Here is a 24,478-nt window from a genome sequence, read left to right as displayed (position 1 = left end):
GTGTCTTGCCGCGCATTATAGGTCGCTGAAACATTTTTGCAAGAAGCTTTTCGTTATAAAACAACTACTTAGCGTTCCTACCGTTTACAGCGCCCTACGCAAATAATGGCGGTGAAGGGGGGATTCGAACCCCCGATACCCTTATGAGGTATACTCCCTTAGCAGGGGAGCGCCTTCGGCCACTCGGCCACCTCACCGCAACACGAGGCGAATATTAAAGAACCTCTTTCACCTTTGCAACCCTTTTTTTGAAAAAAACTTCAAAAAAATTAAAGGCTTGGCTCTTCATCCTTCTCCTTCTTGATCCGCAGGTAGATTTCCTCGCGGTGAACTGCCACTTCTTTCGGGGCGCTCACGCCAATACGCACCTGGTTGCCTTTGACGCCAAGCACCGTCACGGTGATCTCGCCGTCTCCAATGATCAGGCTCTCGGCGCACCGACGAGTCAGAATCAACATAGCTTTCTCCTTACGCAAAACATTCAGGGGTAACAGTCTTGGATATCGGGCCGGGTCGCGGACGACGACCATGGCCCCGGTTACTCGCCGCACAGGGCAGGACAGGGCCTGCGCGGCGAGCAGAAACGCGAAGGGCGCGGCAAGCCGCGCCCTTCCAGGCAGCGCCTTACTCGCCCTGTCGGGCAGGAGCATCCAGATCGAACGCGGTATGCAGCGCGCGCACGGCCAGCTCCAGGTACTTCTCTTCGAGCACCACCGAAACCTTGATCTCGGAAGTGGAGATCATCTGGATGTTGATGCTCTCCTTGGCCAGGGCTTCGAACATGCAGCTGGCAACCCCGGCGTGCGAACGCATGCCGACGCCGACGATCGAGACCTTGGCGATCTTGGTGTCGCCGATCACTTCACGGGCACCGATTTCGCGCGCAGTGTTTTCCAGCACGCTCTGCGCCTTCTCGTACTCATTGCGGTGCACGGTGAAGGTGAAGTCGGTGGTGTTATCGTGAGCAACGTTCTGCACGATCATGTCGACTTCGATGTTCGAAGCGCTGATCGGGCCGAGGATCTTGAAGGCCACGCCCGGGGTATCCGGCACGCCGCGAATGGTCAGCTTTGCTTCATCACGGTTGAAGGCGATACCGGAAATGATCGGCTGTTCCATGGATTCCTCTTCATCAATGGTAATGAGGGTACCCGGACCCTCCTTGAAGCTGTGCAGCACGCGCAGCGGAACGTTGTACTTGCCGGCGAACTCCACCGAACGGATCTGCAGCACCTTGGAACCAAGGCTGGCCATTTCCAGCATCTCTTCGAAGGTGATCTTCTCCAGGCGACGAGCCTGTGGCACGACGCGCGGGTCGGTGGTGTAGACGCCATCAACATCAGTGTAGATCTGGCACTCATCAGCCTTCAGCGCCGCCGCCAGGGCCACGCCGGTGGTATCAGAGCCACCACGACCCAGGGTAGTGATGCTGCCGTGCTCGTCGACACCCTGGAAGCCTGCAACCACGACGACGCGACCTTCCTTGAGGTCGGCACGAATCTTCTGGTCGTCGATTTGCAGAATGCGCGCCTTGTTGTGCGAGCTGTCGGTGAGAATACGCACCTGGTTGCCGGTGTAGGACACCGCTGGCACACCACGCTTGATCAAGGCCATGGTCAGCAGGGCAATGGTGACCTGCTCACCCGTCGACACGATCACGTCCAGTTCACGAGGAACCGGCTGATCGGTGATCTGCTTGGCCAAGTCGATCAGGCGATTGGTTTCACCGCTCATGGCCGACAGCACAACCACCAGGTCTTCGCCCGCTTCACGGTGTTTCTTGACCTTTTCGGCTACCTGCTCGATCCGCTCGATGGAACCGACAGAGGTGCCGCCAAATTTCTGTACGATCAACGCCATTTCAATGGTGCCTCAGCCCATACAGGGCCCCAAAAAACAATCCAACATGAAGGGGTGGACGGGAGTGGCCTGTGTGGCCACTAGACCCTCCACCCCCTCATCTCAAAGTCCCTGCTCTGCGAATGGCACGGCCAGCGCCAGGGCCTGGTCCAGGGCAGCGACGTCGACGCCACCACCCTGGGCCATGTCCGGACGGCCGCCGCCCTTGCCACCCACCGCCGCAGCGGCTTGTTTCATCAGATCGCCAGCCTTGAGTTGGCTGGAGAGGTCCTTGGTCACGCCGGCCACCAGCACAACCTTGCCCTCATGCTCGCTGCCCAGCAGGATCACTGCGTGGCCGAGCTTGTTCTTCAGCTGATCGACCAGGGCCAGCAGGGCCTTGCCATCCTGCCCATCCAGGCGGGCGGCGAGGACCTTGGCACCCTTGACCTCAACGGCCGCGTTGGAGAGATCGTCCCCGGCGGCGCTGGCGGCCTTGGCCTGCAGCTGTTCCAGCTGCTTCTCCAGCTGGCGGTTGCGCTCGAGCACAGCCGACAGCTTGTCGATCAGGTTGTCGCGGTTACCCTTGACCAGTTGTGCGGCTTCCTTGACCTGCTCTTCGGCAGCGTTCAGGTAAGCCAGCGCAGCGGCACCGGTTACGGCTTCGATACGGCGCACGCCAGAGGCTACGCCGCCTTCGCTGATGATCTTGAACAGGCTGATGTCACCGGTGCGCTTGGCGTGGATACCGCCGCACAATTCCACCGAAAAATCACCGCCCATGCTCAGCACACGCACGGTGTCGCCGTATTTCTCGCCGAACAGCGCCATTGCGCCTTTGGCCTTGGCAGTTTCGATGTCGGTCAGTTCGGTTTCAACCGGGGTGTTCTTGCGAATCTCGCGGTTGACGATGTCTTCCAGCTGCTTGATCTGCTCCGGCTTCACCGCTTCGAAGTGGCTGAAGTCGAAACGCAGGCGCTGGCTGTCGACCAGCGAGCCCTTCTGCTGTACATGCTCGCCCAGTACCTGGCGCAATGCTTCGTGCAGCAGGTGGGTGGCGGAGTGATTCAACGAGGTGGCGTGCTGTACGTCGGCATCGACCTTGGCCTCGACGGGCGAACCGATCAGCAGCGCACCGCTGGCCACCACGCCGTGGTGCAGGAAGGCGCCGCCGGTCTTGGTGGTATCACGCACGTCGAAGCGTGCAGCACCTGCCTGCAGGAAGCCGCTGTCACCAACCTGGCCACCGGACTCGGCGTAGAACGGCGTGCGGTCGAGCACCACAACGCCCTGCTCGCCTTCACCCAGCTGGTCAACGGATTGGCCATCCTTGTAGAGGGCGATGATCTTGCCCTGGCCCTCGGTGGTGTCGTAACCGAGGAACTCGGTGGCGCTGTCGACCTTGACCAGGCTGTTGTAATCCATGCCGAAGGCGCTGGCGGAACGGGCACGCTCACGCTGGGCGTCCATTTCACGCTCAAAGCCGGCTTCGTCGATAGTCAGCTCACGCTCACGGGCGATGTCGGCAGTCAGGTCCATCGGGAAGCCATAGGTGTCGTACAGCTTGAACACCACGTCGCCCGGTACCACGTCGCCTTTCAGCTGGGCCAGGTCTTGCTCGAGGATGCGCAGGCCCTGCTCCAGGGTCTTGGCGAACTGCTCTTCTTCGGCCTTGAGCACGCGCTCGATGTGCGCTTGCTGGCTCTTCAACTCCGGGAAGGCTTCGCCCATTTCAGCGGCCAGTGCGGCAACGATCTGGTAGAAGAAGCTGCCCTTGGCGCCCAGCTTGTTGCCGTGACGGCAAGCGCGGCGAATGATGCGGCGCAGCACGTAGCCACGGCCCTCGTTGGACGGCAGCACGCCGTCGGCAATCAGGAAGCCGCACGAACGGATGTGGTCGGCGACCACTTTCAGCGAGGCCTGGCCGTCATTGCTGCAACCGATGGCCTTGGCTGCGGCAGCCAGCAGGTTCTGGAACAGGTCGATCTCGTAGTTCGAATGCACGTGCTGCAGCACGGCGCTGACGCGCTCCAGGCCCATGCCGGTGTCCACCGACGGTGCTGGCAGCGGGTGCAGCACACCGTCGGCTGTGCGGTTGAACTGCATGAAGACGTTGTTCCAGATCTCGATGTAGCGGTCACCATCTTCTTCTGGCGAGCCAGGTGGGCCACCCCAGATATCCGGGCCGTGATCGTAGAAAATCTCGGTGCATGGGCCGCACGGGCCGGTATCGCCCATGGTCCAGAAGTTGTCGGAGGCGTACGGGGCGCCCTTGTTATCGCCGATGCGCACCATGCGCTCGGCCGGCACGCCGACTTCCTTGGTCCAGATGTCGTAGGCTTCGTCGTCGGTGGCGTAGACGGTGACCCAGAGCTTTTCCTTGGGCAGGTTCAGCCACTGCTCAGACGTCAGGAAGGTCCAGGCGAAGGTAATGGCATCGCGCTTGAAATAGTCGCCGAAGCTGAAGTTGCCCAGCATTTCGAAGAAGGTGTGGTGACGCGCGGTGTAACCGACGTTTTCCAGGTCGTTGTGCTTGCCACCGGCACGCACGCACTTCTGGCTGCTGACAGCACGCGTGTAGGCGCGCTTCTCCGCACCGAGGAAGCAGTCCTTGAACTGGTTCATGCCTGCGTTGGTGAACAGCAGGGTCGGGTCGTTGTTCGGGATCAGCGAACTGGAGGCGACTCGGGTATGTCCCTGCTCTTCGAAGAAGCGAAGGAAGGCTTCACGGATTTCTGCGCTTTTCATAGGTTCTTCCACGGAAACGGCGGCCCTGTTGGGCAAACGCGTCGACGAAACGACGGCAAAGGGCCGCATTATATCGGTCCTGCAGTCTTGATGCAGTGTGTTTATACGATAGAAGCCATCGTTTGGACGGTTTTTCGGGCTATGCAAACGAAAACGACATGACCGGATGCTAAATCCTGTGTTTCGCCACTGGCAAGCCAATTACCGCTTAAGGGAGGGGAAAAGGGAACAGGCGGTGAATTAAAGGGTTTTCATCAAGGATAGGATCCGAAACTGTGTCACCTGTTTCGCGGGTAAACCCGCTCCTACAAGGTATGTGCAAGGCCTTAATGTGGCGCCGTGCCCGTAGGAGCGGGTTCACCCGCGAAACAGGCGACACCGCTCTCACCCCAGGCGCTGCCCCGAATCCGGCACGATCAGAATGCCAGCGCGCAAGCCGTTCTTGACCTTGGGGTTGGGGAAGATGATGCGCGCACCCTCCTCCTCAACCACCCAGCGCATCTCGGCCAGGTCCTCAGCCAGCAGGTAACCCTTGCTCAGCTCGGAGAAGTTTTCGATGTCCGCCGGCAGGTGCAGGTGGAAGCTGTCGCTGTGCTTGATGATTTCGCGGGAAACACTGAACAGCTGCAGGCCATCCAGCGAACTTTCGTTTTCGGGCTCGGTAGCCTCGATGATGCGGATCAGCCGCTCTTCGAGCTTGTCGAGGTTCACCTGCTCGTTCTGGCCGAACGGGCGGGCCTTGCCCAACTCCAGGGTGAAAGCTTCAGCCTCAAGCTGTTCGTAGGTGAAAGCACTGAAGGTGATGGACGACTTGCCTTGCAGCAGCACCGCTTCCATACCTGCCGCCGCCAGGCGCGCCAGCTCACGACGGGAGTGCTTACGCCCCTCTTTATAAGGGTACAAGGCGAATTGCTCGATCTTCGAACCGCGGATGGCAGTATGCAGGTCGTAATGCAGGCGGTTGCGCCCCGGCTTGCTGAAGAACACCCGGGCGAACTGTTCAAGCTCGGCAGCACGCAGTGCTTCGAACCCGCTGGACAGCTCATGGCGACCATTGAACAAGCGGTTGATGTCCTGTTCGATAAAGCGCTCGCCCTTGCGGATCGCCGCCGGGTTGCCGAACAGGAACAGCACCCGTGCCCTGGGTTTGATCTTGCCGTTGGCCACGCCGTGCAGCAGCCGTTCGAGCAATTCGATCGGCGCTGTTTCGTTGCCATGAATGCCGGCGGACAACAGCAAGTCCAGCCCGCAATCTTCGCTTTCGGCCGGACGCACTTCGAGCGCGCCCTCCCCCAGCCATCGCAAACGCGCGCCCCCGGGTGTCACTTGGGTCTTCTCAGCCGGTTCGTGAGCGGTGAGGGTCAGCTCAAGCAATTTGCCAAGGGCGAGCATAGGTGCTTCCTTAGTGGTGGTGACCGCAGTCAGGGCCATGAACGTGATCGTCGTCTTCGCCAAGTTCTGCCGGTTCCATTTCCAGCTGCAGGCTGACCAGATTGGTGGCCATCGGGCGCAGCAGCAAGTTGGCATACTCGGTGTCGTCTTCCTCGACATCCACGCCGATCAGCAACTGGCCACGGCCATCCTGCTGAATCCACACTTCCTTGCCTTGCCAGACCACAGCAAAGCGGGTGCAGGAAGTTTCCAGCTGGGTGCCGTCTTCATCTTCGAGGATCAGGCGCAAGGCGTCGGTCATTACAGAGTCTCTCTTCAAGGTTGGCGTTGGAACGGATACACCGAGCCCAACTTCAGGATCTGGGTCAATTCGTCCAGTGCCGTACGGCATTCCACCAGCAGTTGCGGGTCAGCCAGGTCTGCTTCGCCAAGGCGATCGCGGTAGTGCCTGTCGACCCACTGCAGCAGCGTGTCATACAGCGGGGCCGTCATGATAACGCCTTGGTTGACGGCTGCCAGTTCCGCTTCTTTCAAAGCCACGCGCAAACGCAGGCAGGCGGGGCCGCCGCCGTTTTGCATGCTTTGCTTGAGGTCGAATACCTTGACCTCCTTCACCGGGCCTCCCTGGCTGGTCAGCTGGCCCAGATAGGCCCAGACCCGCTCGTTGTTGCGACACTCTTCCGGCACGACCAGCAGCATGGAACCATCGTCGCGGCTGAGCAGCTGGCTGTTGAACAGGTAGGAACGCACCGCGTCCTCCACCGCCACCGCGGCCCTGGGCACGCAGATGGCCTGGAAGTTGCCACCCTTGCTGGCCAGTTTAGCTCGCAGTTGCCCAAGTACCGCGTCGGTCTCGAGAAACGCGTCCTCGTGGTAGAACAGCACCTCGCCGTTACCGACCGAAATCACATCATTGTGGAACACACCCTGATCGATCACCGCCGGGTTCTGTTGAGCGTAGACCACACCGTCATCGCTCAGGCCGTGCAGCCGGGCCACAGCTTGCGAGGCCTCCAGGGTTTGTCGGGCCGGGTACTTCTGTGGCGCGGGGTAACGGCTGTCGAAGGCACTGCGGCCGTAGACAAAAAACTCCACGCCAGCCTCGCCATAGGCGCGGCAGAAGCGCGTGTGGTTGGCCGCGCCCTCGTCACCGAACTGTGCCACGGCAGGCAGCGCAGCGTGGTGGGCAAAGTGTTTCTCGTTGTTGAACATGGCACCCAGCACGCGGCTGGTGGTCGGGTGTTCGATGCTGCGGTGATATTTGCAGTTGAGGTTGGCGGCAGTGAAGTGCACGCGACCGTCAGCAGTGTCGGCACTCGGGCTGACTGTCGCGGCGTTGGCCACCCACATGCTCGAGGCCGAGCAACTGGCCACCAGCAACGGCATGGCCTCGCGGGCGGCGCGCTGGATAACGTCGGCATCGCTACCACTGAACCCCAGGCGGCGCAGCGCCGCCACGTCCGGGCGCTCTTGTGGCGCCAGAACACCCTGCTTGAAGCCCATGTCGGCCAGCGCTTTCATCTTCGCCAGGCCCTGGCGCGCGGCCTCACGCGGGTTGGACGCCTGCTGGCTGTTGCTCTGCGAAGCCACGTTACCGTAAGACAGGCCGCCATAGTTGTGGGTAGGCCCCACCAGGCCATCAAAATTCACTTCATAGGATTTCATCGGCTAGGCTCCGTGACCTGTTGTTATAGGGTGACGCCCGGCGTCAGGGTCGCCGGCAAGGCAAGGCTGGCGGTCTCCAGCGAAGCCACGGGGTAAGCGCAGTAGTCGGCCGCGTAATAGGCGCTGGCGCGATGGTTGCCACTGGCACCCACACCACCGAACGGCGCGCTGCTGGCAGCCCCCGTCAGCTGTTTGTTCCAGTTGACGATGCCAGCGCGACTGCGCAACCAGAAGTACTGGTAGCGGGCTCGCGAATCAGACAATAAGCCGGCGGCCAGGCCATACTGGGTGTTATTGGCTTCATCGATGGCAGCATCGAAGTCGCCGTAGCGGATCACCTGCAACAGCGGGCCGAAAAACTCTTCGTCCGGGCGGTCAGCCACGGCGGTGACATCGACAATGCCCGGGGTCAGCAGTGCAGCATCGGCCTGCGGCTGAGTCATTTCCAGCAGTTTCACGCCACCTTTGGCGGCCAGTTCAACCTGGGCGGCAAGCAGCGCCCGAGCCGCCTGCAGCGAAATCACCGACCCCATGAAAGGCGCCGGCTGTTCATCGAACGCCCCCACCGTGATGGTTTTGCACACTTCGACCAGGCGCGCGATCAGCGCATCACCCCAGGCGCCTTGCGGCACCAGCAGGCGCCGCGCGCAGGTGCAACGCTGGCCGGCGGAAATGAACGCCGACTGGACAATGGTATACACCGCCGCATCGAGGTCCTTGACCTCGTCCACCACCAGCGGGTTGTTACCCCCCATTTCCAGGGCCAGAATCTTGTCTGGGCGGCCTGCGAACTGTTGATGCAGCAAGTTGCCGGTGCGGCTGGAGCCGGTGAAGAACAGGCCATCGATACCTGGGTTGGCGGCCAGCGCCACACCGGTTTCACGTGCGCCCTGCACCAGGTTCAGCACACCCGCCGGCAGGCCGGCAGCAATCCAGCAGTTGACGGTAAGCTCAGCGACCTTGGGGGTGAGCTCGCTGGGCTTGAACACCACGCAGTTGCCTGCCAGCAGCGCCGGCACGATATGGCCATTGGGCAGGTGCCCGGGGAAATTGTAAGGGCCGAACACCGCCACGACGCCGTGAGGCTTGTGCCGCAGAACAGCCGTGGCATCGGCCAGCGGACCACTCTTTTCGCCGGTGCGCTCGCGGTAGCTCTGTACTGAAATCGCCACCTTGTTGATCATACTGGTGACTTCAGTCGCAGATTCCCACAGCGGCTTCCCGGTTTCCTCGCCAATGCACTGGGCCATGGCTTCGGCATGCACTTTCAGCTGCGCGGCAAACTTCTCCAGCACATCGATACGTGCCTCCAGGCTCAACTGCGCCCAGGCCGGAAAGGCCTGCCGCGCGGCCTGCACGGCAGCGTCGACCTGGCTGGCGTCAGCGCCCTGCCCTTGCCAGATCACGGCCTGGGTCACCGGGTTGAGCGACTGCAGGGTTTCGCCCTGGCCGGCCTGCCAATTGCCTGCGATGTAATGCGTGGTCATTTACTGGGCCTCCCGGCTGGCCGACAGCGGCACCGCGCGGACATTGTCACCGACGCCCATGCGCAGGCGCTTGGCGGTCAACGGGTCGACCACCAGGGTGCCGGCGGCCAACCGTGCAGGTGCAGCAGTGATGCGGCAATCGTCGCGCTTGCGGTTGTGGATAATGAAAGGGGTCGCGTCATCGCCTGGCGTACCTACCGCCAGCACCAGGGTCTGGCTCTCGCGCACGGCGCGGATCTTGGCAGTGTCACACTCGATGGCCGGGCCGGCATCGAAGATGTCGACGTAGCCCTGGTAGTTGAAGCCTTCCTGCTTGAGCATGGCCAGCGCCGGCTCGGTGTCTTTGTGCACACGGCCGATCACACTGCGCGCCGCTTCGGACAGGAAGCAGGTGTACAGCGGGAACTTGGGCATCAGTTCGGCGATGAACGACTTGTTGCCCACGCCAGTGAGGTAATCGGCCTGGCTGAACTCCATCTTGAAAAAATGCCGGCCCAGGCTTTCCCAGAACGGCGAACGGCCCTGCTCGTCAGACATGCCGCGCATTTCGGCAATGATCTTCTTGCCGAACAGCTCGGGGAACTCGGCAATGAACAGCATGCGCGCACGCGACAGCAGGCGGCCATTGAGGCCCGAGCGGTAGTCGCTACGCAGGAACAGCGAGCACAGCTCGGAGTTGCCGGTCAGGTCGTTGGCCAGGAACAGCGTCGGGATTTCGCGGTAGATCTTCAGCTCCTGCGAGGCGCTGACAGTCAGGCCGACCCGGTAGTTGTACCAAGGCTCACGCAGGCCGACGGCGCCGGCGATGGCACTGATACCCACCACCAGACCTTCGTCGTTTTCCAGCACGAACAGGTAATCGGTGTCGCCACGCTCGGCTTCGCCACGAAAGCTTTTTTCCGCCCAACCAACGCGATGCCCCAGGCGCTCTTCGTTGGCCGGCAGCGTGGTCAGCCCGGTGGTGCCGGTGCTGCGTGCCAATTCGATCAACGCAGGCAAATCGCTGCTGCGTACAGGACGAACGATCATGCTATCTCCTTGTGCGGCGGCATCGGCCGGCGCGAAACTCTGCTAACGCATCAATCCCGAAACGTCTGTTGCCAGACCTCAAACCGCGACCAGGCGCACGCTGGCGCCCTCGCCCACGCCCAGCGCGTCGGCTGCTGCCACGCTCAGGCTGACCGGCTTGCCAGGCACCCAGTCCAGGTCCAGCAACACCGCGCGGTAGTCCTGCAGCAGGCCGTTGCACACCAGGTACGGGCGACCGCCTTTGGCCGGGGCCTCTTCGATCTTCACCGGGACCACCCGGCTCTGGGCGATCGAGCGGATGCCAGAGGTGCGCGCATGCAGGGTCGGGCCGCCGTCGAAGATGTCGATGTAGTGCTCAGTCTCGAAGCCTTCGCGCATGAGTATGTCGAAGGTGATCTGCGCCCGCGGATGTACCTGGCCCATGGCTTCCTGCGCCAGGTCTGGCAACAACGGCACGTAGATCGGGTAGTGGGGCATCAGCTCGGCGAGAAAGGTACGGCTCTTCAGGCCGCACAGGCGCTCGGCGTCGGCATAGTTGAGGTCGAAGAAGTTGCGGCCGATGGCATCCCAGAACGGCGATTCACCCTGCTCGTCGCTGAAGCCGACGATCTCGGTCACCACCGAATCGGCAAAGCGCTCCGGGTGCGCAGCCATGAACAGCAGTCGGCCGCGCGAGTTGAGCTCGGCCCAGCCACTGTTCACCAGCTCCGGCGCCACATAGAAACTGGTCAGCAGGCTGTTGCCGGTCAGATCGTGGCACAGCGACAGCACATGGATCTTGTTGTGTATCTTCAGCTCGCGTGAGGCGTGCACGAATGTTTCGTTACGAAAACTGTAGAACGGCTCGGAGTAGCCGGCCGAAGCGACAATGGCCGAGCAGCCGGCCAACTTGCCTGTTTCACTGTCTTCGAGCACGAAAAAGTAACTCTCTTCACCGTTGAAGCTGACCTCGGCGGCGAAGGATGTCTCAGAGGCGGCAATCTTGTCGCCCAGACGAGCAGTGTCGTCCGGCAGCGAGGTGACACCAATGGGGCTGTCTGCAGCCATGCGCTGCACGTCGTTCAGATCAGCCATTTGCGCGGGGCGCATCACCAGCATGGTGTCACTCCTTTGGAATACGGGCCATTCACGTCGGCACGGAAAAACGGCAGGCACCCAGGCACCTGCACTGGAATCGGGTATCGCCGACCCGGCTCAGCCTCGGGCTGAGGCTGCGCCGCGGCCGGCGAAAGGACCGCTGGCGAATCAGCCTTTGGTCAGTGTGGCCACAGCGCGTTCGAAGCGGTCCAGGCCTTCGTCGATGTCAGCGTCTTCAACCACCAGGCTTGGCGCGAAGCGGACGACATCCGGGCCGGCCTGCAGCACCATCACGCCTTCTTTCTCGGCAGCATTGAGCACGTCCTTGGCCTTGCCTTGCCAGGCCTCGGTCAAGACACAGCCCAGCAGCAAGCCGACGCCACGCACCTGGCTGAACAGGTTGTACTTCTGGCCGATCTGCTCCAGGCGGGTTTTGAAGCGCTCGTGCTTTGCCTTGATACCGGCCAGGGTTTCCGGGGTGTTGACCACATCCAGCACCGCGCAGGCCACGGCGCAACCCAGCGGGTTGCCGCCATAGGTGGTGCCGTGGGTGCCAACGGCCAGGTGCTTGGCCAGCTCGGTGGTGGTCAGCATGGCGCCAATCGGGAAGCCGCCGCCCAGGCTCTTGGCACTGGTCAGAATGTCCGGGGTCACGCCGTAGTGCTGGTAGGCATACAGCGAGCCGGTACGGCCCACGCCAGTCTGCACTTCGTCGAAGATCAGCAGCGCATTGTGCTCATCACACAGCTTGCGCGCGCCTTCCAGGTAGGCCTTGTCGGCCGGCACCACGCCGCTCTCGCCCTGGATCGGCTCGATCACCACGGCGCAGGTCTTGTCGGAAATCTGTGCCTTCAACGCTTCCAGGTCGTTGTACGGCACATGGCTGATACCGGTGATCTTCGGGCCAAAGCCATCGGAGTACTTCGGCTGGCCACCCACGCTGACGGTAAACAGGGTGCGACCGTGGAAGCTGTTCAGGGTGGCGATGATTTCGTGCTTTTGCGGACCGAAGCGGTCATGCGCCACACGACGGGCCAGCTTGAAAGCGGCCTCGTTGGACTCGGCGCCGGAGTTGCAGAAGAACGCGCGGTCGGCAAAGGTGGCGTCCACCAGCTTGTGGGCCAGGCGCAGGGCCGGCTCGTTGGTGAACACGTTGGAGACGTGCCAGAGGGTATTGGCCTGTTCAGTCAGGGCCTTGACCAGTGCCGGGTGGCAGTGGCCCAGGGCATTGACCGCGATGCCGCCGGCAAAGTCGATCAACTCGCGACCCGACTGGTCCCAGACGCGGGAACCCTCGCCTCGCACAGGAATGAAGGCCGCCGGAGAATAGTTGGGGACCATCACCTGGTCGAAATCGGCACGTTGCACCGGGGCTTGCTCAACGGACATCTGAGTCTCCTGAAGAGGAACGCTGGCCTGGAAGTGGCGAGCGATGGGGGGATTGTAAGGACTGATCCGCGCCTGTCCTTGCGGCCAAGCGACAACTTGTTACAGCGCAAAACCCAGTTTTGACAAGGCTTTCGGCAATGCGACAAACACTGTCGCAATCGCGCAGTGTACGGGAGAGAGGGGGCTGGGTGAACGGGTGTTCACACAGGTTTGTGAGGGGGCAGGATGTACGGGTGTTCACACAGAATTTTGAGGGGGCAGGATGTACGGCGATGTTGGTGTGTTGACGGGGAGATCGAGCGCCGCCCGCGCGGCGCTCGATTTGCACCCCAACATCAACCCCAAGGCATACACCCCGAACCCAACCGAATCTCAGCCCTTTTCAGCCGGCGCCGAGCTCAATTCAAACGGGCTGCTGCTGCGACGCTGGTTCCGGTCTTCTCGCGGCGTTGCACCAAAGAAGTTACGGTAGGCACTGGAAAAATGCGGCCCCGAGGAGAAGCCACAGGACAGCCCGATCTGGATGATCGACTTGCTGGTCTGCATCAGCATCTGCCGCGCCTTGTTCAACCGCAACTCCAGGTAGTACTGGCTGGGTACACGGTTCAGGTACTGCTTGAAGATACGCTCCAACTGCCGACGTGACACACACACATGCTGGGCGATTTCGTCGGTGGTCAGCGGCTCTTCGATGTTGGCTTCCATCAGCAAAACGGCCTGAGTCAGCTTGGGGTGACTCGAGCCCAGGCGGTTCTGCAGCGGAATACGCTGGCGCTCGCCACCCTCGCGGATGCGTTCTACCACCAGCTCTTCCGATACCGCCCCGGCCAGCTCCGCCCCGTGATCGCGCGCCAGCACCGCCAGCAGCAGGTCGGTCACGGCCATACCGCCGCAGGCAGTCAGTCGGTCGCGATCCCAGTCGAACAGGTGGCTGGTGGCAATCACCTTGGGGAAGCGTTCGGCAAAGTCATCCTGCCAGCGCCAGTGCACGGCTGCCCGGTACCCATCGAGCAGGCCCAGCATGGCCAGCGGATACACACCAGCCGACAAGCCACCGATCAGGCAACCACTGCGCGCCAGTTGCTTGAGCGCCGCTGAAAAGGCAGCCCCCATCGCCGCAGGCGGCTCGTCGGCCAGCAGAAAGAGCTTGTGGCAACCCTCCAGACGGCCGGTCCACGGCTCGCCCGGCAGCCGCCAGGCGCCTTCCTGCGCAGGCTCGGCCTGCAGGAAGACCAACTCGTAAACCACATCCGGATGCACCCGCTGCGCCACCAGCAACACTTCCTCGGCCAACGCCAGGGTCAAAGGCCTGGTGCTGGGCCAGATGAGAAAACCGATTCGCTGGGTGGTCATAGGGTACGGTCCGAAACCTGAGGTCGTTCGAGTCTGTGCGCCGGGTCAGGCTGCGCTCGCCGCGCAGCATGCCCTATTCTGGTGCAAAAATGCAGCTTTTACTTCAGGCTGCCGGAGAGGAACTGCTGCAGGCGCTCCGACTGCGGATTGGCCAGCACTTCACGCGGGCAGCCGGTTTCTTCCACCAGGCCTTTGTGCAGAAACACCAGCTGGTTGGACACCTCGCGGGCAAAGCCCATTTCGTGGGTCACCACCACCATGGTCCGACCTTCCTGGGCCAGCGCCTGCATCACCTTCAGCACATCACCCACCAGCTCAGGGTCGAGCGCCGAGGTCGGCTCATCGAACAGCATGACCTCCGGCTCCATGGCCAATGCCCGGGCAATTGCCACACGTTGTTGCTCACCCCCCGACATATGCCCGGGGAAGGCATCCTTGCGATGGGCAACCCCCACCTTGGCCAGGTAGTGCTCGGCCTTTTCCAGGGCTTCCTTTTTGTTCACGCCCAGCACGTGCACTGGCGCTTCGATGATGTTCTCAAGCGCAGTCATGTGCGACCACAAGTTGAAGTGCTGGAACACCATCGACAGGCGCGAGCGCATGCGCTGCAATTGACGCGGGTCGGCGGCCTTCAACGCACCATCCTTGCCGGCCACCAGCTTCAGCTCTTCGTTGTTGAGCAGGATCTTGCCGGCGTGCGGCTGCTCCAGCAGGTTGATGCAGCGCAGGAAGGTCGACTTGCCCGAACCGCTGGAGCCGATGATGCTGATGACGTCGCCGGCCTTGGCGGCCAGCGACACGCCCTTGAGCACTTCGTGGCTGCCGTAGCGCTTGTGCAGGTCTTGGACTTCGAGTTTGTACATGCTGTCGATTCTCACAAAGCGGTCAGTGCTTGCGCGGCGCCAGGTAGCCGAGCCAGCGGCGTTCGGCCATCTTGAACAGGCGCACCAGGATAAAGGTCAGGCACAGGTAGAACACGCCCGCCGTGATATAGGCCTCGAAAGGCAGGTAGTACTGGGCATTGACCGTGCGCGCAGCACCGGTGATGTCGATCAGGGTGACGATCGACGCCAGGCTGGTGGTCTGCAGCATCATGATCACTTCATTGCTGTACTGCGGCAGTGCCCGACGCAGTGCCGAAGGCAGCAGGATGCGGCGGTACATTTTCATGCGCGACATCCCCATGGCCTTGGCAGCTTCGATCTCGCCATGCGGCGTCGCCTTGAGGCTGCCGGCAATGATTTCGGCGGTGTAGGCACTGGTATTGATGCCGAACGCCAGGCAGGCGCAGAAGGTAGCGCTGGACAGCAGCGGCCAGAAGATACTCTCGCGCACCGCCTCGAACTGGGCCAGGCCGTAGTAGATCAGGAACAGCTGCACCAGCATCGGCGTGCCACGGATGACGTAGGTGTACAGCCATGCAGCAAGGTTGACCACCGGCTGCCTGGATACCCGCATCAGGCCCAGCGGAATGGCTGCCAACAGGCCGAAGAAAAGCGAAATCGCCAGCAGTTTCAGGGTGGTCAGCAAACCGCCGAAGTACATTGGCAGCGCTTCCCAGACGACGTTGTAGTCGAAGATCATAGTTCAGCCACCTTGACGCCCACCGAGTAGCGGCGCTCCAGATACTTCAGGGCCAGCAGCGAAACACTGGTCAGCACCAGGTACAGCGCCGCCACTGCCAGGAAGAAGGTGAAGGGTTCGCGGGTGGCGTCAGCCGCCTGCTTGGCCTTGAACATCATGTCCTGCAGGCCGACGACCGAAATCAGCGCAGTAGCCTTGGTCAGCACCAGCCAGTTGTTGGTGAAGCCCGGAATGGCCAGGCGAATCATTTGCGGCACCTGGATGCGGAAGAACACTTGGCGGGGGCTCATGCCATAGGCCACGCCCGCCTCGGCCTGGCCTTTGGGAATGCCCAGGAAGGCCCCGCGGAAAGTTTCCGAGAGGTAGGCGCCAAAGATGAAGCCCAGGGTACCGATACCCGCAATCAGCGGATTCAGATCGATATAGTCTTCATAGCCGAGCAGCGGCGCCACCCGGTTGATGATGTCTTGCCCGCCATAGAAGATCAGCAGGATCAGGACCAGGTCCGGAATACCACGGATCACCGTGGAATACAGATCGCCCAGCCAGGCCAGCCAGCGCACTGGTGACAAACGCAGCGCCACACCGATCAGGCCGAGCACGATGGCCAGGGCCATCGACGACAGGGCGAGCTGTAGCGTCAGCCACGCCCCGTCGAGGATGACTGCCCCGTAGCCTTTCAACATGATGAGGTCCTCGACCTAGAGAATGAAAAATGGTGCAAACCTCAGAGCCTCTGCTGTTTGCACCATTGCACAGGTGAAACCCGACGTCTTACTTCGAGTCTGGACCGTAGATGTCGAAATTGAAGTACTTGCTTTCGATTTCTTTGTACTTGCCGTTGGCACGGATTGCGTCGATCGCCGCGTTGATGCGGTCGACATTGGCCTTGTCACCCTTGCGTACGGCAATACCGATACCGTCACCGAAGTACTTGGCGTCGGTGAAGGCCGGGCCTACGAACGCGAAGCCCTTGCCGGCGTCAGTCTTGAGGAAGCCGTCTTCCAGCAGGGTGGCATCCGCCACGGTGCCGTCGAGGCGGCCAGCTGCGACGTCCAGGTAGATTTCATTCTGGGTGCCATAAGGCACCACGGTGGCACCTTTGGCGCCCAGCACTTCCTTGGCGAAGCGGTCGTGAATGGAGCCGCGCTGCACGCCGATCTTCTTGCCTTTCAGTTCGTCCAGGCTGTCGCTGACGGTGGTGCCGTCCTTCATGACCAGGCGCGCCGGAGTCAGGTAGTAGCGCTTGGTGAAGTCGACCGACTTCTTGCGGTCATCGGTGATCGACATGGACGACAGGATGGCGTCGATCTTGCGCACTTTCAGCGCCGGGATCAGGCCGTCGAACTCCTGCTCGACCCAGGTACACTTGGTTTTCATCTCTTCGCACAGCGCGTTGCCGATATCGTAGTCAAAGCCGGCGATGCTGCCGTCAGGTTGCTTGAAGGCGAAGGGTGGGTAGGCCGCTTCGATGCCGATTTTCAGCGGTTTTTCATCAGCCTGCGACACCAGGGAAAACACAGACAGCGCCAGGGCGCCAAGCAGTGCGAGCTTCTTCATCAGGTAACTCCATCGGTACGGGGCAATACAAGGCAGGTAACGGCTGCCCGATATGCGAATGAGTACAACGCGAGCCGCGCAGGGTTCGACCAAGGCCGCATACCACGAGCGAGTGAGTGGCATTTTAACGACAGCCCGGTAGTCGATATTTCTTCAAAGCGACAACTACTTATAGAAGCGCTTGAAACCGCCGCGGGCGATGTTGACAGCCAGTGCAGAATATGCAACGGCGCAAGAAATAGAACCTATAGACCTAGCAATTCCTGGGCCTATTATTGGCAAACCCTTGTACGACGGCAAGTGCAGCGTGCCTTGATGCACAAAATGCTGACCCCGATGCACCGAAACGGGCCGGAATTGTTTCCTGGCGCCCCGAACCTGTGCGAGGCCGGTGACAGAACAGTAACCGATGATTGTCGGGTAACAATGCAAGAGCGGGCTTGCCCGCGAATGCATGAGGTCAGGAGACAGCTTAGCCTGAACTGACGCATTCGCGGGCAAGCCCGCTCCTACAGGGGGTATTGCCGGGGAGGGAATTAGGCCGAAGCCAGGTTCATCGCCTTGTGGGTATCGATCAGGTGCTGCACCACACCTGGGTCGGCCAAGGTCGAGATATCGCCCAGGGCGTCGTATTCACCGGTGGCAATCTTGCGCAGGATGCGGCGCATGATCTTGCCCGAGCGGGTCTTCGGCAGCCCTGGCGCCCACTGGATCACATCCGGCGAGGCAATCGGGCCAATCTCCTTGCGTACCCAGTTCTTCAGCTCCAGGCGCAATTGCTCGCTGGCCTCGATGCCGGCATTGAGGGTGACATACACATAAATACCCTGCCCTTTGATGTCATGCGGCACGCCAACCACTGCGGCCTCGGCAACCTTCGAATGCGCGACCATGGCGCTTTCGATCTCGGCAGTACCCATGCGGTGGCCGGACACGTTGAGCACGTCATCCACACGACCGGTGATCCAGTAGTAGCCGTCCTCGTCCCGGCGCGCACCGTCGCCGGTGAAGTACATGCCACGGAAGGTCTTGAAGTAGGTGTCGACGAAGCGGTCATGGTCGCCATACAGCGAACGCGACTGACCCGGCCAGGAATCGAGGATTACCAGGTTGCCTTCGGCAGCACCGTCGATCAGGTTGCCCAGGTTATCGACCAGGGCAGGCACCACACCGAAGAACGGACGGGTTGCCGAACCCGGCTTGAGGCCGGTGGCGCCAGGCAGCGGGCTGATCAGGATGCCGCCGGTCTCGGTCTGCCACCAGGTGTCGACGATCGGGCAACGCTCCTTGCCGACGGTCTTGTAGTACCAGTTCCAGGCCTCAGGGTTGATCGGCTCACCCACCGACCCCAGCAGACGCAGGCTGGAACCGTCGGCGCCCTCAACAGCTGCCTGCCCTTCAGCCATCATGGCGCGAATGGCAGTTGGCGCTGTGTAGAGGATGTTGACCTTGTGCTTGTCGACGATCTTCGATACGCGGGTAATGTCCGGGTAGTTCGGCACGCCCTCGAACAGCAAGGTGGTAGCGCCGTTGGCCAGCGGGCCGTAGACGATGTAGCTGTGGCCTGTGACCCAACCGACGTCGGCGGTGCACCAGTACACCTCGCCCGGGCGGTAATCGAACACGCGTTCATGGGTCAGCGCGGCGTAAACCAGGTAACCGCCTGTGGTGTGCAGCACGCCCTTCGGCTTGCCGGTGGAGCCGGAAGTGTAAAGGATGAACAGCGCCTCTTCAGCGCCCATTTCCTTGGGTGCGCAGTGGCTGGAGGCGACTTTCATCAGGTCTTCGTACCAGATGTCGCGGTGCTGGTGCCAGGCAATGTCGCCACCGGTGCGCTTGCACACGATGATTTTCTGCACGCTGCTGGTTTCAGGGTTGGTCAGCGCCAGGTCGACGTTGGCCTTGAGCGGTGTGCGGCGGCCACCACGCACGCCTTCGTCGGCCGTGATCACCACCTTGGACTTGCAGTCGATGATACGGCCAGCCAGCGCCTCGGGCGAGAAGCCGCCGAACACCACCGAGTGAATCGCACCAATGCGTGCACAGGCCAGCATGGCGACCACCGCTTCGGGGATCATCGGCATATAGATGGTGACCACGTCACCGCGGTGCACATCCTGGCCACGCAGGGCGTTGGCGAACTTGCAGACATGCTCGTGCAACTCGCGGTAAGTGATGTTGCGGTGCTCGGAAGGGTCGTCACCTTCCCAGATGATGGCCAACTGGTCACCGCGCTCTTCAAGGTGGCGGTCCAGGCAGTTGAAGGAAACGTTCAGAGTGCCGTCGGCGAACCATTTGATATCGACATGGTGGTCGTCGAAGGAGGTCTGCTTGACCTTGGTGAACGGCTTGATCCAGTCGATACGCTGGGCCTGCTCGCGCCAGAAGCCGTCCGGGTTGATCACCGATTGCTGGTACATGGCCTTGTAGGTGGCCTCGTCGGTCAGGGTAGTGGCCGCAACCTCGGGACGAACGGGATACAGTGGAGCCGCACTCATCTGTGTTACCTCGGTGTAATAGTTGTTTTTGTATGGAACCGTTTGTAACTGTACCAGAGCGACAAAAGCCATTCGACGTTGGTAGTAATTTGGCACACCCGTTCCGGCAAAACGCTCTGGCGCGGGCATTACAGCCTTGCCGACGAAAAAACGAGGGGTTTGCCACAGGATTGTTACAGATTCTGTCAAAACACTTTATCAAAACACCCACTGTTTCAGCATTGGCCACCGCCATAAAATTCACCTCGCCAGCAACGGCAAGGCGATTAACAACTGGTAACAGCCCCCACGAAGGCAAACGTTAATCCCCCTCTAATCCCGATAGTTAACACTCGCTGTACTCGCGGCGCCATAAGCGCCGCGTGCCCCCTCACGACCTTAGACAGGTAAATAGAAAATGAAAGCTTTACTGGTATTGGTACTTGGCAGTCTTTGCGGCGCGGCAATGGCCGGCGAAGCCAAAGATGCCGAGCAGATTCCGGTTGAACAGTACAGTTACTCGAAGCACCTGGACATTGCTCGCGTCATTTCCATGAGCGAAGTGCCCAATGTGTGCGAAGTCGTGCCCGCCCGCATGACCTACGAGGACTCCCAGGGCCAGAAGCACATTCTCGAATACCGCGTGATGGGGAACGGCTGCTCTAACGGCTGATACCCTGGAATCGGGGGCCCTGCGGGCCCCTATCGCGACACAAGGCCGCTCCCACAGGTAATGCGCCCAGCCAGAGCACAGCGTATTACCTGTGGGAGCAACTGTCTTGCTCAATTTCTGAAAGCTGGCGCGATTGGAGTGGGAGCGGCCTTGTGTCGCGAAAGGACTGCAACGCAGTCCCAGGTTCTTTGCCCAACAACTAATCCGCCGACTTGTTAAGCGAGTAATCCCTCAACTTGTTGGCAATTGTCGTGTGCGAAACACCCAGTCTTTTGCCCAAGGCCCGACTACTGGGAAACTCACCTATCAAACTTTCCAGCACCGCCTTTTCAAAGCGCCCTACTATCTGCGAAAGATCCCCTTCCAGCGAAAACTCGCCTAACGGTTGCCGCACGCCATAATCCGGCAAGCGGATATGCTCGCTTTTAACCACGCCGCCGTCACATAACGAAACCGCCTGGAACAAAACGTTTTCCAACTGCCTTACATTACCTGGCCAGTGGTACTGCCCAAGTTTGTCCATTGCCGCCGGTGCCAGGCGCGGCATGGCGCAGCCAATCTGTCGACTGGCCTGATCGAGAAAATGCTGCACCAACCCCTCCAGACCATCCATGCATTCGCGCAAAGGCGGAATGTGCAGCGACAGTACATTGAGCCGGTGATACAGGTCCTGGCGAAACTCGCCACGGGCACACAACTCGGACAAATCCACCTGGGTTGCACAAATCACCCGCACATCCAGGTAGACCTCTTCATCGCTACCCACCCGACGGAAGCAGCCGTCCTGCAGAAAGCGCAGCAGCTTTACCTGCAGGCGCGGGCTCATCTCCCCTACCCCGTCAAGGAACAGCGTGCCGCCTGCAGTCAACTCCAGCAGCCCCAGCTTGCCTTCGGCCCGTGCCCCTTCGAATGCCCCAGGGCCGTAACCGAACAGCTCGGTCTCGGCCATCGACTCGGGCAACCCGGCGCAGTTGAGCGCCATCAGCGGCGACTGTCCACGCGGGCTGGCCAGGTGGCAGGCGCGCGCCAGCAACTCCTTGCCGGTACCGGTTTCGCCCTCGATCAGCAACGGTGCATCCAGCGGCGCCATGCGCCGCGCTTCACGCACCACGGCAGCCATCACCCGCGAGCTCTGGAAGATACTGTCGAAGCCACGCAGCTCTTGCTTGCGCACATTGTAGATACGCTCGCCGATTCGGTCGGCGCGGTGCAGGGTAAGCACCGCGCCGGCCAGCGCCTCGCTGTCATCATGCTCGGACTGCAGCGGTGCGATATCGGCCAGGAACACATCGCCTTTGACTTTGATGCGCAAGCCGTTGATGCGCGACTTGTTGGCCCGCACCAGCTCCGGTAGATCGAAGTCTTCTACGTAGCGCGCCAGCGGCATGCCCGGCACCTCATCAACCCGCACGCCAAGCAACTGAGCGGCGGCACGGTTGGCCGCAACGATGCTGCCGCCCATGTCGATCGACAGCACCGGGAAATCCAGCGCCCCCAGCAACGCATTCAGCTCCATGTGCCGGCGTTCGCTGGGCATCAGGCCCACACGCTTTACGCCGAACACCCCGGCAATCGCCTCGAACTTCGGCCGCAGGGCCTGAAATTGCAGGTTGATCAGGTTCGGGCAGTGCAGGTAGATGGCGTTGCCATGGTCACCGCCCACCTCACCGCGCAGCACGTTGATGCCGTACTCCACCAGCAGGTTGAGGATGTCGCGCAGGATGCCAATGCGGTTCTGGCAATGGACTTTGATACGCATGAGGGCTCTCGAAGCGCTGATGTTTTTCAACACCGCGCGGAAAAGTCGTAAAGATAAGCTGACAAAAACCGGGTCTCTATCAACCAGATGCCTCGAATTTTCCGACACTTGCCGCGTTTTGTAAAATTATCGTTACGAAAACCCACGTCAGCACCCTTCGCGGCCGAGGCCCACCCCCGTGCAAAACCGCTGGCGAAGGGATATTCCTTTAGGCATGTCCTGCACATAACAAGAAAAGCCCTCACCAGGAGAGCCTCATGAAACAGACGCAATACGTGGCACGCGAGCCCGATGCGCATGGTTTTATCGATTACCCGCAGCAAGAGCATGCGGTGTGGAACACCCTGATCACCCGCCAGCTGAAAGTGATCGAAGGCCGTGCGTGCCAGGAATACCTGGACGGCATCGACCAGCTGAAATTGCCGCATGACCGCATTCCGCAATTGGGCGAGATCAACAAGGTGCTGGGTGCCACCACCGGCTGGCAGGTTGCCCGGGTACCGGCGCTGATCCCCTTCCAGACCTTCTTCGAATTGCTGGCCAGCAAGCGCTTTCCGGTCGCCACCTTCATCCGCACCCCGGAAGAGCTGGACTACCTGCAAGAGCCGGATATTTTCCACGAGATCTTCGGCCACTGCCCGCTGCTGACCAATCCCTGGTTCGCCGAGTTCACCCACACCTACGGCAAGCTCGGCCTCGCCGCGACCAAGGAACAACGTGTGTACTTGGCGCGCTTGTACTGGATGACCATCGAGTTTGGCCTGATGGAAACCGCGCAAGGCCGCAAAATCTATGGTGGCGGCATCCTCTCGTCGCCGAAAGAGACCGTCTACAGTCTGTCTGACGAGCCTGAGCACCAAGCCTTCGACCCGATCGAGGCCATGCGTACGCCCTACCGCATCGACATTCTGCAACCGGTGTATTTCGTGCTGCCGAACATGAAGCGCCTGTTCGACCTGGCCCACGAGGACATCATGGGCATGGTCCATAAAGCCATGCAGCTGGGTCTGCACGCACCGAAATTTCCACCCAAGGTCGCTGCCTGAGCGACCTTGCCGATAACAACTCGAACCGGAAAACACCTCATGAATGCCTTGAACCAAGCCCATTGCGAAGCCTGCCGCGCCGACGCACCGAAAGTCACCGACGAAGAGCTGGCTGAGCTGATCCGCGAAATCCCGGACTGGAACATCGAAGTACGTGACGGCCACATGGAGCTGGAGCGCGTGTTCCTGTTCAAGAACTTCAAGCACGCCCTGGCATTCACCAATGCCGTGGGCGAAATCGCCGAGGCCGAAGGCCACCACCCAGGGCTGCTGACTGAATGGGGCAAGGTCACCGTGACCTGGTGGAGCCACTCGATCAAAGGCCTGCACCGCAACGACTTCATCATGTGCGCACGCACTGACAAGGTGGCGGAAACGGCTGAAGGCCGGAAGTAATCACCAGAACGAAGGGGCCAGAGGCCCCTTTTTTCATGGGGCATCTGTGCGCTGTTCGCCCGCAAAACCGACAAACGACCGGGAAAAAAACCAAACTGTCATCCAGACTTGTGTATCCTGCCCCAGCTTTTTGAAGCCACAAACGCGCCTGGCGCAGACTTTTCACTCACACTTGCGAGGAACGACGAGATGCATGAAATCCCGAATCTTCCCTTCCCAAGCCTGAACCCAGAAGAGCCATCCGTGACCGTTCACGCCGAACCGGCAGCTGCCGCCGAGCAGGATGGTGACGATCAATCCAGCGCTGACCAGGAATAACTGCGCATCCCCGACTGTGTGAAAACGGCTGACCTGCGGGCTACCCCCGTCATCACGTTTTCACACCGTCTAAAATCAACGTTGTAACAACCCACTACCACCTGCCCCGCCCCTTCCCTACACAGACTCGTGCCTCCAACCGCAAAGAGGCAGAGCCATGTCATCCATCACTGACGCCGCCGACCTACTCGCCCGGATAGACACCCTGGACGCCGAAAGCGTGCGCCTGCACAGCGACCTGTCCGGTCCAATGGACCTGGCCACATCGCTGCGCGAACATTTCAACCAGGCACTGGGCTTCACAGACCTGTTCCCCGTCGACCTGAGCGATCATGACCTGCACCAGCAGCTGACCGAAGCTTTCGCCCGTGAACCGGCGCGTGAGCACTTCAACCGCACCCTGCGACGCCCCGCCGGCAGCCAAGTAGAGGCGAACCTGGTGGCGACCTTGCAGACAAAACTGGCCCATATCGTGATCACGGCAACCGATGCCTCACTGATCGCCGGGTTGAACGAAGGCCTGCCCAATCCATGGCCCTATGCCAGTTGCAGCCTTGCCCAGGCACTCTGGGCTCGGCGGGTGTGCCTGACCCAGCGTGACTGCTTCGTAGCGGCCGCCTTGCTGCTGTACCCCAGTTTGCCAACTCCCCCCCAGCCCCCACGATCGGCCTCCCGTCCACTGGTGC

21 protein-coding genes, 1 tRNA gene and 1 pseudogene are annotated in these 24,478 nt (G+C 61.0%); 5 read left to right on the top strand and 18 right to left on the bottom strand.

The window, feature by feature from the left end; genetic code table 11:
- Positions 1-106 precede the first annotated feature (106 nt).
- The 17 genes from AC3WLP_RS11140 to acs form a co-directional block, all read right to left on the bottom strand.
- Positions 107-197: transfer RNA gene (locus tag AC3WLP_RS11140), tRNA-Ser, on the bottom strand.
- Between the two features lie 72 nt (positions 198-269).
- Positions 270-458: a carbon storage regulator CsrA gene (csrA, locus tag AC3WLP_RS11135; protein ID WP_003254503.1), complete on the bottom strand. Its 189-nt coding sequence runs from the start codon at positions 456-458 to the stop codon at positions 270-272.
- A 166-nt stretch (positions 459-624) separates the two neighbouring features.
- The gene (locus tag AC3WLP_RS11130; RefSeq protein ID WP_088513392.1) at positions 625-1,860 is read right to left on the bottom strand and encodes an aspartate kinase; all 1,236 of its coding nucleotides are present in this window, start codon (positions 1,858-1,860) and stop codon (positions 625-627) included.
- Positions 1,861-1,962: 102 nt separating this feature from the next.
- The gene (alaS, locus tag AC3WLP_RS11125) at positions 1,963-4,587 is read right to left on the bottom strand and encodes an alanine--tRNA ligase (protein WP_029611822.1); all 2,625 of its coding nucleotides are present in this window, start codon (positions 4,585-4,587) and stop codon (positions 1,963-1,965) included.
- Between the two features lie 384 nt (positions 4,588-4,971).
- Entirely contained in the window at positions 4,972-5,979 is a 1,008-nt protein-coding gene (gene astE, locus AC3WLP_RS11120) for a succinylglutamate desuccinylase (protein WP_088513393.1), read from the bottom strand.
- A gap of 10 nt (positions 5,980-5,989) precedes the next feature.
- On the bottom strand, positions 5,990-6,280 hold the full coding sequence (locus AC3WLP_RS11115) for a topoisomerase II (protein WP_003254508.1): 291 nt from the start codon (positions 6,278-6,280) through the stop codon (positions 5,990-5,992).
- A 14-nt stretch (positions 6,281-6,294) separates the two neighbouring features.
- A complete protein-coding gene (astB, locus tag AC3WLP_RS11110; RefSeq protein WP_004577068.1) occupies positions 6,295-7,644 on the bottom strand; it encodes an N-succinylarginine dihydrolase in 1,350 nt (449 codons plus the stop codon).
- A 23-nt stretch (positions 7,645-7,667) separates the two neighbouring features.
- Positions 7,668-9,131: a succinylglutamate-semialdehyde dehydrogenase gene (astD, locus tag AC3WLP_RS11105; protein WP_088513394.1), complete on the bottom strand. Its 1,464-nt coding sequence runs from the start codon at positions 9,129-9,131 to the stop codon at positions 7,668-7,670.
- Positions 9,132-10,160, bottom strand: coding sequence for an arginine N-succinyltransferase (gene astA, locus AC3WLP_RS11100; RefSeq protein WP_003254513.1), 1,029 nt, complete (start codon positions 10,158-10,160; stop codon positions 9,132-9,134).
- 78 nt (positions 10,161-10,238) lie between these two features.
- Positions 10,239-11,258 (bottom strand): arginine/ornithine succinyltransferase subunit alpha, encoded by a 1,020-nt coding sequence (gene aruF, locus AC3WLP_RS11095; protein ID WP_012051578.1) that lies wholly within the window; start codon positions 11,256-11,258, stop codon positions 10,239-10,241.
- A gap of 147 nt (positions 11,259-11,405) precedes the next feature.
- Positions 11,406-12,626 carry an aspartate aminotransferase family protein gene (locus tag AC3WLP_RS11090; protein WP_017148162.1) on the bottom strand — a complete coding sequence of 407 codons (1,221 nt, stop codon included), beginning with the start codon at positions 12,624-12,626 and terminating at the stop codon, positions 11,406-11,408.
- 372 nt (positions 12,627-12,998) lie between these two features.
- Entirely contained in the window at positions 12,999-13,979 is a 981-nt protein-coding gene (gene argR / locus AC3WLP_RS11085; protein WP_004576734.1) for a transcriptional regulator ArgR, read from the bottom strand.
- A 98-nt stretch (positions 13,980-14,077) separates the two neighbouring features.
- Positions 14,078-14,842: an ABC transporter ATP-binding protein gene (locus AC3WLP_RS11080; protein ID WP_003254518.1), complete on the bottom strand. Its 765-nt coding sequence runs from the start codon at positions 14,840-14,842 to the stop codon at positions 14,078-14,080.
- A gap of 22 nt (positions 14,843-14,864) precedes the next feature.
- Positions 14,865-15,563: an ABC transporter permease gene (locus AC3WLP_RS11075; RefSeq protein ID WP_003254520.1), complete on the bottom strand. Its 699-nt coding sequence runs from the start codon at positions 15,561-15,563 to the stop codon at positions 14,865-14,867.
- The gene (locus AC3WLP_RS11070; RefSeq protein WP_003254523.1) at positions 15,560-16,249 is read right to left on the bottom strand and encodes an ABC transporter permease; all 690 of its coding nucleotides are present in this window, start codon (positions 16,247-16,249) and stop codon (positions 15,560-15,562) included. The genes AC3WLP_RS11075 and AC3WLP_RS11070 overlap by 4 nt, the downstream gene beginning before the upstream one ends.
- An 88-nt stretch (positions 16,250-16,337) precedes the next feature.
- Entirely contained in the window at positions 16,338-17,123 is a 786-nt protein-coding gene (locus AC3WLP_RS11065) for an ABC transporter substrate-binding protein (RefSeq protein WP_012051577.1), read from the bottom strand.
- 536 nt (positions 17,124-17,659) lie between these two features.
- On the bottom strand, positions 17,660-19,621 hold the full coding sequence (acs, locus tag AC3WLP_RS11060; RefSeq protein WP_088513395.1) for an acetate--CoA ligase: 1,962 nt from the start codon (positions 19,619-19,621) through the stop codon (positions 17,660-17,662).
- Positions 19,622-20,018: 397 nt separating this feature from the next.
- On the opposite strand from acs, the gene AC3WLP_RS11055 reads away from it, so the two are divergent.
- On the top strand, positions 20,019-20,273 hold the full coding sequence (locus tag AC3WLP_RS11055) for a DUF2790 domain-containing protein (protein WP_088513396.1): 255 nt from the start codon (positions 20,019-20,021) through the stop codon (positions 20,271-20,273).
- A gap of 199 nt (positions 20,274-20,472) precedes the next feature.
- On the opposite strand, the gene AC3WLP_RS11050 is transcribed toward AC3WLP_RS11055, so the two are convergent.
- Positions 20,473-22,032: a sigma-54-dependent transcriptional regulator gene (locus tag AC3WLP_RS11050; RefSeq protein WP_012051576.1), complete on the bottom strand. Its 1,560-nt coding sequence runs from the start codon at positions 22,030-22,032 to the stop codon at positions 20,473-20,475.
- A gap of 257 nt (positions 22,033-22,289) precedes the next feature.
- Between AC3WLP_RS11050 and phhA the strand changes: the two genes are divergently transcribed.
- The 4 genes and pseudogenes from phhA to AC3WLP_RS11030 all read left to right on the top strand — a co-directional run.
- Positions 22,290-23,078, top strand: coding sequence for a phenylalanine 4-monooxygenase (gene phhA / locus AC3WLP_RS11045; protein ID WP_003254528.1), 789 nt, complete (start codon positions 22,290-22,292; stop codon positions 23,076-23,078).
- Between the two features lie 39 nt (positions 23,079-23,117).
- Positions 23,118-23,474, top strand: coding sequence for a 4a-hydroxytetrahydrobiopterin dehydratase (locus tag AC3WLP_RS11040; protein WP_003254532.1), 357 nt, complete (start codon positions 23,118-23,120; stop codon positions 23,472-23,474).
- 189 nt (positions 23,475-23,663) lie between these two features.
- Positions 23,664-23,792 carry a hypothetical protein gene (locus AC3WLP_RS11035; RefSeq protein WP_003254533.1) on the top strand — a complete coding sequence of 43 codons (129 nt, stop codon included), beginning with the start codon at positions 23,664-23,666 and terminating at the stop codon, positions 23,790-23,792.
- A gap of 157 nt (positions 23,793-23,949) precedes the next feature.
- Positions 23,950-24,478, top strand: a pseudogene (locus AC3WLP_RS11030) (deaminase domain-containing protein); the annotation flags it as partial.

This window comes from Pseudomonas sp. FW305-E2 (genome assembly GCF_058782925.1).
The sequence above is the reverse complement of the archived record's forward strand: the minus strand, read 5'-3'. Positions and strand labels throughout refer to the sequence as shown.